Below are 17,918 nucleotides of genomic sequence, written 5' to 3'. Positions count from 1 at the left end.
CGTCCGGTGACCTTCCCGTGATCTTTACTGCCTGCCGGCGGGCGGAACCTGCACCTGGAGGTACCTGCCGTGTCCTTGTCCGCCGTCCTGTCGGCCGCCGGTTCGTCGCCGTCACCGACGCCGTCCCCCTCGGGGACGACCCCGTCGGTCCCCTCGCTCCAGGACGCCCAGGAGAGCGCGACCAACGCCGCCGGCTGGATCGAGCAGAACTGGTCCACGTGGCTCGCGATCGGTCTCCGGGTCCTGCTGATCCTGGTGATCGCGGCGGTACTGAGAGTGGTGGTACGCCGCGCGATAACCAAGCTGATAGAGCGCATGAACCGCACGGCCCAGGCGGTGGACGGTACGTCGCTGGGCGGTCTGCTGGTCAATGTGGAGCGCCGCCGTCAGCGCTCGCAGGCGATCGGCTCGGTGCTGCGCTCGGTGGCCAGCTTCGTGATCATGGGCACCGCGGCCCTGATGGTCCTCTCCGCCTTCGAGATCAACCTCGCCCCGCTGCTGGCCTCGGCCGGTGTCGCGGGCGTGGCCATCGGTTTCGGCGCCCGCAACCTGGTCACGGACTTCCTCTCCGGCGTCTTCATGATCCTTGAGGACCAGTACGGCGTCGGCGACACCGTCGACGCGGGCGTCGCCTCCGGCGAGGTCATCGAGGTTGGCCTGCGCGTCACCAAGCTCCGCGGCGACAACGGCGAGATCTGGTACGTCCGCAACGGCGAGGTCAAGCGCATCGGCAACCTGTCGCAGGGCTGGGGCACGGCCGGCGTCGACGTCACCGTCCGCCCCTCCGAGGACCTCGACCGGGTCAGGGCGGTCCTGTCCCAGGTCGGCGAGACGATGAGCAAGGAAGACCCCTGGAACGAGATGCTCTGGGGCCCGATCGAGGTCCTGGGCCTGGACAGCGTCCTCCTGGACTCGATGGTCGTCGGCGTCTCCGCCAAGACCATGCCCGGCAAGTCCCTCACCGTCGAACGCGAACTCCGCTGGCGCATCAAGCGCGCCTTCGACGCCGAGGGCATCCGCATCGTCGGCGGCCTCCCCCTCCAGGTGGAGCAGGAGCCGGCCTCGGATCCGACGGCAGGCATGTCGGCCCCGTCGGCCTACTCGAACACCTCGTCACCGCAGGCGGCGGCGGCTTCACCGATTGCGCCGACGAGTACGACGAAGTAGCCGGGCCTACGAGGAAGGCGGCGTCCGGAGTCGTTCCGGCTGCCGCCTCTTGGTCTGCCGGGCGCCGCTCCAGGACCTGATCCGCCGGACAGGCCCCTAGTCGTCGCCGGAACTGGAGTTCCTGCTCCGGCCGTTGCTGCGCCCCAGCCGGCTCACCAGCTGACCCGCCCCCACCGTCACGGCGGCCACCCCGCGCACCCAGCGTGGGCCGCCCCGCTGGGCCCAGACGACGCAGGCGCACCCTGCGAGGACGAGCACGAGGACGACGGACAGGATGAGTACGGTCATGTGCCGCCCCTCCTTCTGTTGTGGTCACGTTCTGTTGTGATCACGCCATCCTGTCAGGAGCGGTACGGCCGCAGGCCTCACCGCCCCCTCCGGTTACGAGTCCGTTGCCCGGGGGCGGTCTCTCTTGACGACCCCTTCACGACGGGCTTACCTTCCTGAACACCGCGATAGGAAACTTTCCTAACAGTGGCTGGAATGGTGCTCCGACAGGAGCCCTCGATGGACTTCCCTCCCCCGTCACTGAGAAGCTGGGCGGCTGAGAAAGGCAGGTGGGACTCACATGGCAGGAACCGCCGGCACGCCGGGCACCCCGAGCGTCCTGCGCGCCATGAACGACCGTGCCGCCCTGGACCTCCTCCTGGCCCACGGCCCCCTGTCCCGCACGAAGATCGGCAAGCTCACCGGCCTCTCCAAGCCGACCGCCTCCCAGCTCCTGGCCCGTCTGGAGTCCGCCGGGCTCGTCCTCGTGACCGGCACCACCGAGGGACGCCCGGGCCCGAACGCCCAGCTGTACGCGGTCAACCCGACCGCCGCGTACGCCGCCGGGCTCGACGTCACCCCCGAACGCATCCTCGCCGCCGTCGCCGACATCACCGGCCGCACGGTCGGCGAGTACGAGCTGCCCACGCCGGGCAGGCGCCCCAGCGGGCCCGTCGTCCAGCAGGTCACCGACGCCCTCGACGGCGCCGTGAAGGCGGCCGGGGTCGCCCGTGCCGACCTCCACCGGCTCGTCATCGGCACCCCCGGCGCCTTCGACCCGGGCACCGGCCGACTGCGCTACGCCTCCCACCTCCCGGGCTGGCACTCCCCCGCGCTGCTCGACGAACTCGCCGCCGTCCTGCCGATGCCGGTCGAGTACGAGAACGACGTCAATCTCGTCGCCGTCGCCGAGCAGCGACTCGGGGCCGCCCGGGGACACGAGGACTTCGTGCTGCTGTGGAACGAAGGGGGCCTGGGTGCCGCCCTCGTCCTCGGCGGCCGGCTGCACCGCGGCTGGACCGGCGGCGCGGGAGAGGTAGGTTTCCTGCCTGTTCCCGGCGCACCACTGGTCCGGCAAGTAACCAAAGCCAACAGTGGCGGCTACCAGGAGCTGGCCGGCTCACAGGCCATCCCCCACCTCGCCCGCGAACTCGGCATCGCGGACATCCCTTCGGGACCGTACGCCGAGGTCGCCGCAACCCTCGTCGAACGGGCCGCCGCAGAGGACACCGTCCTGAACCGGCTGCTCCTCCAGACGTACGCGACCCGCCTCGCCACCGGTCTCGCCTCCCTCGTCTCCGTCCTCGACCCCGAACTCGTCGTCCTCAGCGGCGCCTCGCTGGCCTCCGGCGGCGAGGTGCTGCGCTCACTCGTCCAGTCCGAGCTGGAGGAACTGGCCGCGGCCCGGCCCCGGCTCGTCGTGGGCGACGTCCATGAACACCCCGTGCTGCGCGGCGCGTTGGAGAGCGCGCTGGCAGCCACCCGCGACGAGGTCTTCGACACCTCGCGCTGAGGAACGTACGCACCCCTTTCCCTCACCGCCCCCGTCCCGTCCCAGGGAGTACTTGCCATGCCCGGAATATCCCGAAAGGCAGCGATCGCGCTCGCCGCCTCCGCCTCCCTCGCCCTCCTCACCACCGCCTGTACCGGCCAGTCGGACTCCGGCGCCGAAGACGACGCCTCCCAGGAGACGACCATCAACTTCTGGCACGCCTGGAGCGCGCCCGCCGAGGTGAAGGCCGTCAAGTCGCTGATCGCCGGCTTCGAGAAGGCGCACCCCAACATCCACGTCAACGTCGTCGGCAACATGACCGACGACAAGATGAACCAGGGCCTGCGGGCCGGCGGCGACAAGGCCCCGGACGCGATCTCGTCCTTCACCACGAACAACGTGGGCAAGTTCTGCTCGTCCGGCGCCCTGGTCGACCTCAACCCGTTCTTCGAGAAGTCGGACATCGACCCGGAGAAGACCTTCCCGAAGGCGATGAACGAGTACACCCAGTACGAGGGCAACCGGTGCAGTGTGCCGCTGCTGGGCGACGCGTACGGGCTCTACTACAACAAGACGGCCTTCGAGAAGGCCGGAATCAAGAGCCCGCCGAAGACCTGGTCCGAATTCGAGGCCGACGCCAAGAAGTTGACGATCGCTCAGGGCGACTCGTACAAGCAGCTCGGCTTCATGCCGAACTACCACGGCTGGGAGTCGACTACCGAGCACATCTTCGCGCAGTTCTCCCCGACGTACTTCGACTCCAGCGGAAAGTCCAACGTCGCCAAGGACCCCGCGTTCGAGAAAGGCTTCACCCTCCAGAAGAAGCTCGTCGACGAACTCGGCGGCTACCAGAAGCTGGAGAAATACCGGGCCACCCTCGGCGACGAATGGGGCCCCAAGCACCCCTTCCACACCGGTCAGGTCGCCATGCAGCTCGACGGTGAATGGCGCCTCGGAATGGCCCTGGACGCCAAGACCGACTTCGAGATCGGCGTCGCCCCGCTGCCCGTCCCCGACGACCAGGCCGACCAGTACGGAAAGGGCTACATCACCGGCACGATCGCCGGAATCGCCGCCACCAGCAAGAAGCAGAACGCTGCCTGGGAGCTGGTGAAGTACATGACCACGGACACGGACGCGGTGGTGGGCTTCTCCAACGCCATCCACAACGTGCCGTCCACGCTGGCCGCCCTGAAGTCGCCGAAGCTGGAGTACGACCCGCGTTTCAAGACCTTCCTGGAGATCGCGGCCAACCCGAACTCCACGACAGCTCCCGCGTCGGTCAACGGCGGCGTGTACCTCCACACCATCCAGCTGTTCGGATACGAGTACGAGAGCGGCAAGGCCAAGGACCTGAAGAAGGGCCTTGAGGACACCGCCAAGCAGATCGACACGGACATCGCGCAGGCACAGTGATGAGCAGCGTCACTCTGGCATCGAAGCGCCGGCGGTCAGCGCTTCGGACCGCCGCCTTCATGTCGCCCTGGCTGATCGGTTTCACGGTCTTCTTCGCCTATCCGCTGCTCTCGACGGTCTACTTCTCGTTCATGCACTACGACGGTTTCAAGCCGCCGACGTGGAGCGGAACGCAGAACTGGACGTACGTCTTCGAGCACTACCCGTACTTCTGGCCGGCGCTGCGCAACACCCTGTGGCTGGTCGTCGTGATGGTGACCCTGAGGGTCGTCTTCGGACTCGGCGTCGGCCTTCTGATCACAAAGATCAAGACCGGCACGGGTGTCTTCCGCACCCTGTTCTACCTGCCCTATCTGGCCCCGCCCGTGGCGGCCACCATGGCCTTCGCGTTCCTCCTCAACCCCGGTACGGGACCGGTCAACTCGATCCTGGAGAAGGTCGGCATCCCGGCGCCGGGCTGGTTCAACGACCCCACCTGGTCCAAGCCGGCCCTCACCCTGCTCGCCCTGTGGGGCATCGGGGACCTGATGGTCATCTTCATGGCCGCGCTGCTCGACGTACCCCAGGAGCAGTACGAGGCGGCCGAGCTGGACGGGGCCTCGGCGTGGCAGCGGTTCCGCTACGTCACGCTCCCGAACATCTCGCCGATCGTGATGTTCGCGGTCGTCACGGGCGTGATCCAGACCATGCAGTACTACACACAGCCACTGATCGCCGGGAAGGTCGCCTCGGGCGTGATCCAGGGCGCGGGCACGCAGTTCGAGCCCGGCTACCCGGAGAAGTCCACGCTGACCCTCCCCCAGCTCGTCTACAACCTCGGCTTCCAGCGCTTCGACTACGGCTCCGCGTGTGTCGTCGCCCTCGTCCTCTTCGCCCTGTCGATGGCGTTCACCGCGTTCCTGATGCGGCGCCGGGGCGGTCTCATCCAGGCAGGTGACTGACCCATGACCCAAGTACTGGACAGGCCCGTGGAGTTGCCGGCGCCCACCCCGGCCGAGCGCACGGCCCGGCGACGGGCCGCCCTCGAATGGATCGCGGTCCACTCCCTCGGCGTGGCCGCGGCCCTCTTCTTCACGCTGCCCTTCGTGTTCGTGTTCCTGACCTCGCTGATGAGCGACTCCCAGGCCCTCAGCCGGGATCTGATCCCGCACACCTGGGAGTGGGGCAACTACCAGAAGGTCTTCGACACACCGGGCTTCCTGACCTGGTGGAAGAACACACTGATCTACGCGGGACTGGGAACAGTCCTTACCGTCGTGTCCTCGCTGCCGGTGGCGTACGCACTCGCCAAGTTCCGCTTCCGGGGCCGCAATCTGTCCCTGATGCTGGTCATCTCGATGATGATGCTGCCGCCACAGGTGGTCGTCATCCCCATGTATCTGTTCTGGGCGAAGCAGCTCGACCTGTCGGGCACTCTGTGGCCGCTGATCATCCCGATGGCGTTCGGGGACGCGTTCTCCATCTTCCTGCTGCGCCAGTTCCTGATGACGATCCCGAACGAGTACGTGGACGCGGCGAAGGTCGACGGCTGCGGCGATCTGCGCACGCTCCTCAGAGTCGTCGTCCCCATGGCGAAGCCGGGCATCGCCGCCGTCGCCCTGTTCCAGTTCTTCTACGCCTGGAACGACTACTTCGGCCCGCAGATCTACGCATCGGAGAACCAGAGCGCCTGGACACTGAGTTACGGCCTGGAGTCCTTCAAGGGCATGCACCACACCGACTGGAACCTCACCATGGCCGCGACCGTACTGGTCATGGCCCCCGTGATCCTCGTGTTCTTCTTCGCCCAGAAGGCGTTCGTCGAGGGCGTCACCCTCACCGGAGTAAAGGGTTGATCCATCCATGAAACTCACCGTGGTCGGCGGCGGCTCGACCTACACACCCGAACTCATCGACGGTTTCGCACGGTTGAGGGACACCCTGCCGATCGAGGAGCTCGTGCTCGTCGACCCGGCGGCCGAACGTCTGGAGCTGGTGGGCGGCCTGGCCCGCCGTATCTTCGCCAAGCAGGGCCATGACGGCAGGATCGTCACGACCTCGGACCTGGACGCGGGTGTCGAGGGCGCCGACGCCGTCCTGCTCCAGCTCCGCGTCGGCGGTCAGGCGGCCCGCGAGCAGGACGAGACCTGGCCGCTGGAGTGCGGCTGCGTCGGGCAGGAGACGACGGGAGCGGGCGGCCTGGCCAAGGCGCTGCGCACGGTGCCGGTGGTCCTCGACATCGCGGAACGGGTCCGCCGTACCAACCCCGACGCCTGGATCATCGACTTCACCAACCCGGTCGGCATCGTCACCCGCGCCCTGCTCCAGGCGGGCCACAAGGCGGTCGGCCTGTGCAACGTGGCGATCGGCTTCCAGCGGAAGTTCGCCGGCCTGCTGGGCGTCGCCCCCTCGGACATCCACCTGGACCACGTGGGCCTCAACCACCTCACCTGGGAGACGGGCGTACGGCTGGGCGGCCCCGAGGGCGAGAACGTCCTGCCCAAGCTCCTTGCGGAGTACGGCGGCCCGATCGCCGCCGACCTGCACATGCCCCGTCCACTCCTGGACCGCCTGGGCGTGGTCCCGTCGTACTACCTGCGCTACTACTACGCACACGACGAGGTCGTGCGCGAGCTGCGCACCAAGCCCTCCAGGGCGGCCGAAGTGGCCGAAATGGAACGGCAGTTGCTGAAGATGTACGGCGACCCGGCCCTGGACGAGAAGCCGGAACTGCTCGCCAAGCGGGGCGGCGCCTACTACTCGGAGGCGGCGGTGGACCTGGCGGCCGGGCTGCTCGGCGACGGAGGAAGCCCGTACCAGGTGGTGAACGCCCACAACCGGGGCACGCTGCCCTTCCTCCCCGACGACGCGGTGATCGAGGTGCAGGCGAGGGTGACGCGGAAGGGCGCGACACCGCTGGCGGTGCCGGCCGTGGACCCGCTGTACGCGGGGCTGATGGCGCAGGTGACGGCGTACGAGGACCTGGCGCTGGACGCCGCCGTGCAGGGGGGCCGGGAACGGGTCTTCCGCGCCCTGCTGTCCCACCCCTTGATCGGCCAGTACGAATACGCACAAGGCCTCACCGACCGACTGATCGCACACAACCGGGAGCACCTCGCGTGGGCCTGACCGCATCCGTCCTCGCCGTCGACGCGGGCAACAGCAAGACCGACGTGGCGGTGGTGGCGGCCGACGGGCGGGTCCTGGCCACGGCACGCGGGGGCGGTTTCCGGCCACCGGCGGTGGGTGTGAGGGCTGCGGTGGACGTGGTCGCCGAGGCCGTGGAGCGGGCCTTCACCGCCGCCGGGGTCGCCTGCGCCGACCATGTCTCGGCATGTCTGGCCAACGCCGACTTCCCCGTGGAGGAGGAGCAGTTGGCGGCCGCGCTGCACGCGCGCGCGTGGGGCACGAGTGTCGAGGTCCGCAACGACACGTTCGCGATCCTGCGAGCCGGGGTCACCGAGCCGCGCGGGGTCGCCGTCGTCTGCGGCGCCGGCATCAACTGCGTCGGCATGCGCCCCGACGGCCTTACCGCCCGCTTCCCCGCGATCGGCCGTGTCTCCGGTGACTGGGGCGGCGGTTGGGGCCTGGCGGAGGAGGCGCTGTGGTTCGCGGCCCGCGCGGAGGACGGCAGGGGCGAGCCGACCGCGCTGGCCCATGCCCTGCCCGCGCACTTCGGCCTCGACTCCATGTACGCCCTGATCGAGGCCCTGCACCTGGAACACATCGAGCCGCTCCGCCGCCACGAACTGACGCCGGTCCTCTTCGCGACGGCGACCGGCGGCGACCCGGTGGCCCGGGCGGTCGTGGACCGTCTGGCCGACGAGGTGGTGACGATGGCGGCGGTGGCACTGACCCGCCTGGGGCTGCTGGAGGAGGAGACGCCGGTGGTGCTGGGGGGTGGCGTGCTGGCCGCGGGACACGCACAACTGGATTCCCGGATACGGGACTTGCTGGCAGACCGGGCTCCGAAGGCGGTGGCACGGGTGGTGCGGGCACGGCCGGTGCTGGGTGCTGCGTTGCTCGGGCTGGACCAGGCCGGAGCGGGGGCCGAGGCCCAGGAACGGGTGCGTACGCACTACGAGACGTGACGCCGGCGAGCTCCCACCCGCCCCCCGATGGAACCGAACCGATTCCCCCGGCGTATTCATGGGCAGGGGAGGGTGCGGAGCGCCACGTCATGCCCGAAACTCGGGCTGTACCGCTGCGATCCAATCAAGATCCAGTGAAGGCCGGTGCGGAATGTCAGTCCCGGCAGCGATACTTGCGGTGACGGATGACCATGGGGGAGGTCAACAGTGACACAACCGCAGAAAAGCAGCACGGCAGCACCACCGGGCGCCGCCGTGCCCACGATGCCATCTCTGCCGCCACAACCGGGCGGCCCCGGTGCACCCGGCCCCTCCCTTCCCCCCGCACCGCAGGGATCGGCCGCACCTGAGCCCACCCAGCCCGCACGCCGTACCGCCTGGGCGGAAGGTGTCGACCGCCTCCGCGCGGCGGCCACCACCGAACCCGGCAGGCTGCGCATCATCGGCGCGGTCCTCGCCCTGCTGGTCGTCGCCTTCGGCGCCGTGACGGCCTGGCAGACGACCGAGCGGGCGGCCGCCGCCGACGACGTGCTGCACAGCAGCCAGCCCCTCAGCTCGGACGCGGCCGACATCTACCGCTCGCTCGCCGACGCCAACACGGCCGCCTCCAGCGGCTTCCTGGCCGGCGGCGGCGAGAGCGCCGCCACCCGCGACCGGTACGAGAAGGACATCCGCACCGCCGCGGGCAAACTCGTCAACGCCGCCGCGAACTCGGACCCCGACTCCCCGTCCGCGGCGACCATCGCCAAGCTCAACCGGATGCTGCCGGAGTACAAGGGCCTGGTCGAGCGGGCCCGCACCTACAACCGGCAGGGCTTCCCGGTCGGCGGCGCATACCTGCGGTACGCGAACGAGAAGATGCAGACCGACATGCTCCCCGCGGCCGAGGATCTCTACACGAAGGAGAACCAGCGGCTGCGCGCCGACTACGACGACGCGACGCCGTACCCCTGGGCCGCGATCGCCCTCGGGGTCCTCGTGCTCGCCGGGCTGGCCTGGGCCCAGCACCGCAACTACCGGCGCACCAACCGCGTACTGAACCACGGCCTGGTGGCCGCGACCGCGACGGCGACGGTGGTGCTGCTCTGGCTGGTCGTCGGCCACAGCGTCGCCCGCGCGGGCCTCAACGACTCGTACGACCACGGCGTCCGCTCACTGAACGTGCTGAACGACGCCCGGATCGCCTCCTTGAAGGCACGCGGCAACGAGAACCTGACACTGGTGGCCCGCGGAGCCGAGACGGTCGAGGTGAGCGGCAAGGCACTCGACAAGTACGACGTCACCTTCCAGGCGGACATGAAGACCCTCGCCAAGGGGCTGTCCCTGGCCGAGAACCTCGCCGACGACGACACCGGCGAGCAGCCGGTCACCGCGGCCGTCGGCAATATGGAGGAGTGGCAGAAGCGCCACACCTCCGCCCGCGCGGAGGACGACAACGGCAACTACGAGCAGGCGCTGGAAAAGGTGATCGGCGCCAAGGGCGCGACGGTCGAGTGCTTCGACAGCGTCGACAAGAACCTCGCCAAGGCGCTCAACCACGAGCAGACCGAGTTCAAGCGGGCGGCCGGGGACGGCCTGGACGCCATGACCGGGCTGTCGGTGGGTGCGGCCGCCCTCGCGGTGATCGGTGCCGCCGGTGCGGTGCTGGGCATCGGGCGCAGGCTGTCGGAGTACCGGTGAAAGGGGGCGTGACGATGCATGCACAACGATTGCGGGCCGGCCTGAAGGGCTGGGGCGGTGTGGGTGCGATGGCGGTCGTGTGCGCCCTGGCGCTGGCCTTCGCGCTGCTGCTGCCGAAGACCCAGTCCACCGGCGACGCCGCGGGCACGGACGGCCAGGATGTCGCCCACGGCAGTCAGGCGCGGGCCGAGGAGTGCACCGCCCCGGAGAAGCAGACCCTGTCCCCGTCCGGCGCGGACGGCTCCACCATCGACGCCATCAAGGCCCGCGAGGGCGAGAAGCGGAAGCTGATCGTCGGCGTCGACCAGAACAGCTACCGCTGGGGCTACCGCGACCCCAACACCGCCGGCACGGCCGAGCTGGAGGGCTTCGACATCGACCTGGTCCACCGGATCGCGCAGGAGATCCTCGGCGACCCGGACGCGGTCCAGTTCAAGGCCATCCCCACCAACCAGCGCATCCCGGCCATCCAGGCGGGCCGCGTCGACATGATCGTCCGCACGATGACGATCAGCTGTAGCCGCCTTGAGGACGTCGCCTTCTCGGCGCCGTACTTCAAGACCGGCCAGCAGGTCCTGGCACCCAAGTCCTCGACGATCACGGGTTACGACGACTCGCTCGCCGACAAGAGGATCTGCTCGGCCGAGGGGTCCACCGCGTACGCCAAGCTGGAGGAGGACAAGAAGGCGAACGAGCTCGTCTCCTCCGCCGACATCGACCACACCGTCCCCAACCAGCTCGACTGCCTGGTGCGTCTCCAACTCGGCGAGGTGGACGCCGTGGTGACCGACGGCGCGCTCGCCGCCAGCCAGGCCGCCCAGGACCCGACGGTCGAGCTGAAGGGCGCCCCCTTCACCACCGAGTACTACGGCGTGGCGATGAAGAAGGACGCCGACGATCTGGTACGCCGGGTCAACCAGATACTCGTGGACTACCGCGAGGACACAGCGAACGGCTGGCAGGCCTCGTACGACAAGTGGCTGTCGGCCACACTGGATGAGGACTCGGCGGTGTCGGAACCGCCGGCACCGCAGTACCTGCGAACGAGCTGACATACCGTCAGCGACCACGTCGACCACGTCAACCACATAGGAATCCACAGCAGCGAGAGGTGATCGATGGGCGTCACGGGACCCCCCGGGCCGGTGATGGACCGGGACGAGGTGGACCGTGCGCTGGCGCGGCTCGGCGCGGAGCACGAGGCGATCGAGACCTCACTCCTCGCCCTCCAGGACCACGCGGGCCGCAGACTCCTCGAAGGCGCCGAGCTCACCGGCTTCACCAAGGAGCGCTGGTCGGCCGCCGAGGCGTCGATCACCTTGCTGTGGGCGTACTTCGACGCGTACACGGACGCGTTGCGCGCCGCCCGCGACATCCGCGCCCGGCGCCGCTGGTCCAGCCGGGAGGACCTGGTGGAGCTGACCGAGCTGCTGCGCGGCGAGGCCGTCACCGTCGCGGGCTCCGCCGGCGCCATGGCCAACGCGCCGACGCTGCACGGCGGCTCGGGCAAGCTCAGCGAACAGTTCACGCTGATCACACTCGTCGACCGGATGAACGAGCTGTACGCCACCTCGCTGGACATGGTCGTCGCCGCCGACGCGGTCTGGTCGGCGCTGCCCGCCCGGATCGATTTACTGGCCGCGGAGCTTCAGCGCACCCGCAAGCTCGCGCACTCCGTCGGTGTGCGCCCCGGCGAGCACCCGGCCGGCGACGACCTGGAGCGCATCACCCGCACACTGACGAACCTGCGCGAGCAGGTCGTCTCCGACCCGCTGGCCTTCTGGGTGCCCACGCCCGGGAGTTCCGCCCCGGGCGGCGGCCGGCCGAACACCACGGTGTACGACCGCGAGGCACGCGCCCTGGAGGACGTACGCCGGGAGATCGACGCGGTGCTGACCGTCCGCCAGGACGCGGAGCAGCGGCTGGTGAAGCTGCGGGACGTGCTCTCGCGCGCGGACCGCACCCTCGCCGAGGCGCGTAACGCCCGCGGCGAGGTCCTGGCGAAGATCGCGGCCACGGAGGTGCCGGTCGTCAGCGGCCCGCCGACCGTGCTACAGGAGCAGCTGGCGACGGCCGCCGAATACCGCAGACACGCCCAGTGGCACCGTCTGTCCCCGCTCCTGGAGTCCCTGGAGCAGAAGGCGGACGACGAACTGCTGCGCGCCCGCGAGTCGTTGACCGCGGTCACCCAGCCACTGGCGGTCCGCGCCGAGCTGCGCGGCCGCCTCGACGCGTACAAGGCGAAGGTCGCCCGGCACGGCCTCGCGGAGGACGCGTTCCTGATCGAGCGGTACGACGCGGCGCGCCGGATGCTGTGGAGCGCGCCCTGCGACCTGCGGGTCGCCGAACAGGCCGTGCTGCGCTTTCAGCAGGCGGCCGCCGAACTGCTGGGCGGCCCGCGCATCCCGGGGCAGGGCGGACCGCAGGATCGTAGGGGGGAGCACTCGTCATGAGTCAGGCACAGCAGAAGTGTCAGCGCCCGGACTGCGAGGGCACGTACGAGGACGTGGGCGGCGGCGAGCTGTACTGCGACACCTGCGGCCTCGCCCCGGTCGTCTCGGCCGGGGGTCCCTCCTCCGGGGGAGGCACGGCCGGCTCGCGGTCCACCGGGAGCACCGGCGGCGACAAGGGCTCGACCGGCAGCGAAAGTTCACGCTCCGGCTCCGCCCGCAGCTCGCGTACGTCGTCGCACTCGTCGAAGTCGCGGCGCTCGGTGTCGGGACGCCTGTCGCGCTCCCTGTCGGGCAGCTCCACGAGCCGCTCGGTGTCGGTGCGCAGCTCCGGCTCCTCGGCCGGTTCCAGCGGCCGCGGCCGGCTCGGCGTGGGGCTCGTCCAGGTGCCGGAGGTGCCCCGGCCCGACCCCCGCGAGATGGTCCTGGAGAACCCGGAGGTTCCGGAGCGCAAGCGGTTCTGCTCCCGCTCCGACTGCGGAGCCCCGGTCGGCCGGTCACGCGGCGACCTGGCGGGCCGTACGGAGGGCTTCTGCACCAAGTGCGGTCACCCGTACTCCTTCGTCCCGAAGCTGAAGGCCGGCGATGTCGTCCACGGCCAGTACGAGGTCGTGGGCTGTCTGGCGCACGGCGGCCTGGGCTGGATCTACCTCGCGGTGGACCGCGCGGTGTCGGACCGGTGGGTCGTGCTGAAGGGCCTGCTGGACACCGGCGACCAGGACGCGATGGCCGCCGCCATCTCCGAGCGGCGCTTCCTCGCGGAGATCGAGCACGCCAACATCGTGCGGATCTACAACTTCGTGGAGCACCTCGACCAGCGGACGGGTTCGCTGGACGGGTACATCGTGATGGAGTACGTCGGCGGCAAGTCCCTGAAGGAGATCGCCAACGACCGTCGTACGCCGACGGGGAAGCGGGAGCCGCTGCCCGTGGAACAGGCGTGCGCTTACGGCATCGAGGCGCTCGAAGCGCTCGGGCACCTGCACAGCCGCAACCTCCTGTACTGCGACTTCAAGGTCGACAACGCCATCCAGAGCGAGGACCAGCTCAAGCTGATCGACATGGGCGCGGTGCGCAGGATGGACGACGAGGAGTCGGCCATCTACGGCACGGTGGGCTACCAGGCGCCGGAGATGGCGGACATCGGCCCCTCGGTCGCGTCCGACCTGTACACGGTCGCCCGCACACTGGCCGTCCTCACCTTCGACTTCCAGGGCTACACGAACGTGTTCGTGGACTCGCTGCCCGACCCGGACAACATCGAGGTCTTCCGGCAGTACGAGTCCTTCTACCGGCTCCTGGTCCGCGCCACCGACCCGGACCCGGCCCGCCGGTTCGCCTCCGCGGAGGAGATGACCGAGCAGCTGACGGGTGTCCTGCGGGAGGTCGTGTCCCTCCAGACGGGACGCGCCCGCCCGTCGCTTTCGACGCTGTTCGGACCCGAAGTGAAGGTGACGGACGCGGAGTTGTTCCCGAAGCTGGAGGGGGATGTGTCGCGGTTGGGGGCGCGGGCCGTCGTCTCCCGGCGGGCTTCGTCCACCGCGGTCGCCGAGCTGCCGAGCGGCTCGGCCGTCAACGGGCACGGCACGGCGAGCATCGTGAAAGCCGTGAACACCGGTGCCGCGGCCCTTGCTCTGCCGGTGCCCCACGTCGACCCCGGCGACCCCAATGCCGGGTTCCTGGCCGGCCTGATCGCCTCCGCGCCGGGCGAGTTGATCAGTGCGCTCGCCGCCGCGCCGGCCCAGTCGACCGAGACACGGCTCAGGCAGCTCAGGGCCCGGCTGGAGAACGGCGACTCCGACACCGCCCTGGAGACCCTCGCGAGCCTGGAGGCCGACCACCCGGACGACTGGCGGGTCGTCTGGTACCGGGGTGTCGCCGCGCTGGTCACCGGCGATCACGAAGGCGCCGCGCTCTCCTTCGACGCGATCTACGACGCCTTCCCCGGCGAGCCCACGCCCAAGCTGGCGCTGGGCCTGTGCGCGGAGGTACTGGGCCAGCTCGACAACGCCGCCGAGTACTACCGCCTGGTGTGGTCGACCGACCCGAGCTATGTGAGCGCGGCGTTCGGCCTGGCCCGGGTCCAGCTCGCCACCGGCGATCGCAGAAGTGCCGTACGGACTCTGGAGTCGATTCCGGAGTCGTCCATCCACTACACGGCCGCGCGTGTGGCCGCCGTACGGGCCCGGCTGCGTCAGCGCACGGCCGTCGCCACCGACGTACCCTTCCTGGAGGATCTGACCGCGGCCGCGGGGCAGGTCGAGGCACTGGAGGCGTACGGGCTGGATCCCGCGCGGCGCGAGCAGTTGTCGGCAGAAGTCCTCGGCTGTGCGCTGGACTGGATACTCTCCGGTGGCCAGGGTTCCGTACCCCCAGCCGCCGGGGGACGGGTGCTGCTCGGCAGCGGCCTGGACGAGCGGGGACTGCGTTTCGGACTTGAGCGTTCGTACCGCACGCTGGCCCGGCTCGCGCGGGGCGGCGAGGAGAGGATCGACCTGGTGGAACGTGCCAACCGTTACCGCCCCCGGACGTGGGTGTAGTTGATGTCGCAGATGCCCCAGCAGACCGCCCTGTCCCGGTGCCCGAGCTGCGAGGAACCGCTCGAGTCGGGTGACCGCTTCTGCGGTGCGTGCGGATACGACCTGTCCGCCGTCCCCGCACGGCCGGACGACGAGCCGACGATCGTCATGAACGGCTCGGCACCGACCCCACCGGCCGGTGTCGCCGGCGTGGACTGGCCCACCGCCCCCGGCCGCCCCGCCGCCACGCACCTGCCGACCGACCTCCAGGGGACGGACTCGGGCGGCCACGTCCTGCCGCAGCAGGCACCGGTGGGCTCCCCCGTGTCCCCCGCCTCCGGTGTCCGCTTCGACCGTCCGCCGGAGCCCGACGAGTACCCGCTCCAGGCGCCCGACCCGCGCATCGCCGACCTGGCGACCCCGCCGGAGGGCACCACCCTGTGCGTGGCCTGCCGTTCGGGGCGGGTGGACGGCGACGGCTACTGCGAGAACTGCGGACACGCCCAGCCCCGCGAACGCGACCACATGGAGCTGGACACCGGCCCGGTCGCCGCCGTCAGCGACCGCGGTCTGCGCCACCACCGCAACGAGGACGCGTTCGCCCTCGGCAGCACCGCGCTGCCCGACGGCGCGCCCGCGACCGTGGCGATCGTCTGCGACGGTGTCTCCTCCGCGACCCGCCCGGACGACGCCTCACTCGCCGCGTCCCGGGCCGCGAGCGAGTCGCTGCTCGCCGCCCTGCCGCGGGGCACGCACCCGCAGCAGGCGATGCACGAGGCGATCGTCGCCGCCTCGCGCGCGGTCAACGCGCTGGCCGGGGAACCGGCGACGGCCCGCGAGCACGCCCCGCACCAGAACGCCCCCGCCTGCACTCTGGTCGGCGCGGTCGTGACCGGCGGTCTGCTGGTCGTCGGCTGGGTCGGCGACAGCCGCGCCTACTGGGTGCCGGTGGACCGCAGTTCGCACCCGGCCCGGCTCACCGAGGACGACTCCTGGGCCGCGCAGATGGTCGCCGCGGGCCTGATGAGCGAGGCCGAGGCGTACGCCGACGAGCGCGCACACGCCATCACCGGCTGGCTCGGCGCCGACGCCTACGAACTGGAGCCGCACACCGCTTCCTTCAAGCCGGACCGTGCGGGTGTAGTGGTGGTGTGCAGCGACGGACTGTGGAACTACGCCGAGGCGGCCGAGGAGATGGCCGAGGTCGTCCCCCTCGACGCCGCCGCGCGCCCCCTGCACAGCGCCCAGGTCCTGGTCGGTCACGCACTCGACGGCGGGGGCCACGACAACGTAACAGTGGCCGTCGTCCCGTTCCCGACCCCGCCGCAGGGGGCAGGATCGGCCTGAGGCCGCAGCGCAAAACGGACCGGAGGGGACCGGTCCGGACACAGTCATCACCCCGCTCCTGCGGGGTTTTCGAGGGGGATCAGAGAAGGCATGGCCAATTTCTCGAAGTCGAACGTGCCGCAGTTCTCGGTGGACGTCTATCAGAACGAGTACCTGCCGGAGGGCGCCCGCGAGGTCAACGCCATCGTCACCGTGACCGCGACCGGCGGCGGCACGGTCGGAAGCGCGGTCGCGGCACCCCACCTCTACGCGCCGGGACAGGGCCCGGACGCGGCGGTGGCGATCATGGTCGACTGCTCGGGCTCGATGGACTACCCGCCGACCAAGATGCGCAACGCCCGGGACGCCACGGCCGCCGCGATCGACACCCTGCGCGACGGCGTGCACTTCGCGGTGATCGGCGGCACGCACGTCGCCAAGGAGGTCTACCCGGGCAACGGGCGCCTCGCGATCGCCGACGCCACCACCCGCGACCAGGCCAAGCAGGCGCTGCGCAAGCTCAGCGCGGGCGGCGGTACGGCCATCGGGACGTGGCTGCGCCTCGCCGACGGCCTGCTGTCCTCGGCGGACGTCGCGATCCGGCACGGCATCCTGCTCACCGACGGCCGCAACGAGCACGAGTCGGCCGAGGCCCTGAAGACCTCGCTCGACTCCTGCGCCGGACGCTTCACCTGTGACGCCCGCGGTGTGGGCACCGACTGGGAAGTGAAGGAAGTCACAGGGATCGCCTCCGCCCTGCTCGGCAGCGCCGACATCGTCGCCGACCCGGCCGGTCTCGCCGCCGACTTCACGCAGATGATGGAGACGGCCATGGGCAAGGAGGTCGCGGACGTCGCCCTGCGGCTCTGGACGCCGGTCGGCACCACGGTCAAGTTCGTCAAGCAAGTCGCGCCGACCGTCGAGCAGTTGACCGACCGCCGCACCGAGTCCGGCCCGCGCGCCGGGGACTACCCCACCGGCTCCTGGGGAGACGAGTCCCGTGACTACCACGTATGCGTCGAGGTCCCGGCCGCGAACCTCGGCCAGGAGATGCTGGCCGCCCGCGTCTCCCTGGTCGTTCCGCAGCCCGACGGCACCGCCCAGAACCTCGGCGCGCAGGGTCTCGTACGGGCCGTGTGGACCGACGACATGGTCGCCTCGACCTCGATCAACCCCCAAGTCGCCCACTACACCGGCCAGGCCGAACTGGCACAAGCCATCCAACAAGGTCTCGATCTGCGCAAAGAGGGCGATATGGATGGAGCAACGGCCAAACTGGGCCGCGCCGTTCAGCTCGCCAGCGCCTCCGGAAATGCGGATACGGCGAAACTCCTTGCGAAGGTGGTGGACGTTGTCGATGCCGCGACAGGTACTGTGCGACTGAAGGCGAAGGTCGCGGAGGCCGATGAGATGACCCTCGAGACCCGGTCCACAAAGACTGTTCGTGTAAAGAAGTGACGTAAGCAAAACGCGAGCCCGACCCCTTGGGGTTGGAGAAATCCGGTCATAGCGGCCGGAAAGGAGAGGGGGA

The 17,918-nt window shown here is 70.1% G+C and carries 14 protein-coding genes; 13 read left to right on the top strand and 1 reads right to left on the bottom strand.

The window, feature by feature from the left end; translation table 11 throughout:
- The first annotated feature begins 69 nt into the window (after window positions 1-69).
- Window positions 70-1,167 (top strand): mechanosensitive ion channel family protein, encoded by a 1,098-nt coding sequence (locus tag KCH87_RS30905; RefSeq protein ID WP_210589853.1) that lies wholly within the window; start codon window positions 70-72, stop codon window positions 1,165-1,167.
- Window positions 1,168-1,263: 96 nt separating this feature from the next.
- Here KCH87_RS30905 and KCH87_RS30900 read toward each other — a convergent pair whose 3' ends face one another.
- A complete protein-coding gene (locus KCH87_RS30900) occupies window positions 1,264-1,455 on the bottom strand; it encodes a hypothetical protein (protein WP_210589849.1) in 192 nt (63 codons plus the stop codon).
- Between the two features lie 280 nt (window positions 1,456-1,735).
- On the opposite strand from KCH87_RS30900, the gene KCH87_RS30895 reads away from it, so the two are divergent.
- The 12 genes from KCH87_RS30895 to KCH87_RS30840 all read left to right on the top strand — a co-directional run bounded on the left by KCH87_RS30895 (window position 1,736) and on the right by KCH87_RS30840 (window position 17,845).
- On the top strand, window positions 1,736-2,947 hold the full coding sequence (locus KCH87_RS30895; protein ID WP_210589847.1) for an ROK family transcriptional regulator: 1,212 nt from the start codon (window positions 1,736-1,738) through the stop codon (window positions 2,945-2,947).
- A 57-nt stretch (window positions 2,948-3,004) separates the two neighbouring features.
- Complete coding sequence (locus KCH87_RS30890) at window positions 3,005-4,342, top strand: ABC transporter substrate-binding protein (RefSeq protein WP_210589844.1); 1,338 nt, start codon at window positions 3,005-3,007, stop codon at window positions 4,340-4,342.
- Complete coding sequence (locus KCH87_RS30885; RefSeq protein ID WP_210589841.1) at window positions 4,342-5,283, top strand: carbohydrate ABC transporter permease; 942 nt, start codon at window positions 4,342-4,344, stop codon at window positions 5,281-5,283. Before KCH87_RS30890 ends, KCH87_RS30885 begins: the two co-directional genes overlap by 1 nt.
- A 3-nt stretch (window positions 5,284-5,286) precedes the next feature.
- Window positions 5,287-6,177 (top strand): carbohydrate ABC transporter permease, encoded by an 891-nt coding sequence (locus tag KCH87_RS30880; protein WP_210589838.1) that lies wholly within the window; start codon window positions 5,287-5,289, stop codon window positions 6,175-6,177.
- A gap of 7 nt (window positions 6,178-6,184) precedes the next feature.
- A complete protein-coding gene (locus KCH87_RS30875) occupies window positions 6,185-7,450 on the top strand; it encodes a 6-phospho-beta-glucosidase (RefSeq protein WP_210589836.1) in 1,266 nt (421 codons plus the stop codon).
- On the top strand, window positions 7,441-8,412 hold the full coding sequence (locus KCH87_RS30870; RefSeq protein WP_210589833.1) for a BadF/BadG/BcrA/BcrD ATPase family protein: 972 nt from the start codon (window positions 7,441-7,443) through the stop codon (window positions 8,410-8,412). The genes KCH87_RS30875 and KCH87_RS30870 overlap by 10 nt, the downstream gene beginning before the upstream one ends.
- 264 nt (window positions 8,413-8,676) lie before the next feature.
- Entirely contained in the window at window positions 8,677-10,092 is a 1,416-nt protein-coding gene (locus KCH87_RS30865) for a hypothetical protein (protein WP_210589831.1), read from the top strand.
- A 14-nt stretch (window positions 10,093-10,106) separates the two neighbouring features.
- A complete protein-coding gene (locus KCH87_RS30860; RefSeq protein ID WP_210589828.1) occupies window positions 10,107-11,144 on the top strand; it encodes a glutamate ABC transporter substrate-binding protein in 1,038 nt (345 codons plus the stop codon).
- 66 nt (window positions 11,145-11,210) lie between these two features.
- On the top strand, window positions 11,211-12,545 hold the full coding sequence (locus KCH87_RS30855) for a hypothetical protein (protein WP_210589825.1): 1,335 nt from the start codon (window positions 11,211-11,213) through the stop codon (window positions 12,543-12,545).
- On the top strand, window positions 12,542-15,082 hold the full coding sequence (locus KCH87_RS30850; protein WP_210589822.1) for a serine/threonine-protein kinase: 2,541 nt from the start codon (window positions 12,542-12,544) through the stop codon (window positions 15,080-15,082). The genes KCH87_RS30855 and KCH87_RS30850 overlap by 4 nt, the downstream gene beginning before the upstream one ends.
- Window positions 15,083-16,408, top strand: coding sequence for a PP2C family serine/threonine-protein phosphatase (locus KCH87_RS30845; protein WP_210589820.1), 1,326 nt, complete (start codon window positions 15,083-15,085; stop codon window positions 16,406-16,408).
- 90 nt (window positions 16,409-16,498) lie between these two features.
- Window positions 16,499-17,845 carry a VWA domain-containing protein gene (locus tag KCH87_RS30840; protein WP_210589818.1) on the top strand — a complete coding sequence of 449 codons (1,347 nt, stop codon included), beginning with the start codon at window positions 16,499-16,501 and terminating at the stop codon, window positions 17,843-17,845.
- Window positions 17,846-17,918 lie beyond the last annotated feature (73 nt).

The sequence above is a fragment of the Streptomyces sp. GESEQ-35 genome (assembly GCF_017948485.1).
Taxonomy (GTDB): domain Bacteria; phylum Actinomycetota; class Actinomycetes; order Streptomycetales; family Streptomycetaceae; genus Streptomyces.
Note: the sequence above shows the minus strand (reverse complement) of the source record. Positions and strands in the feature narration are given on the sequence as shown.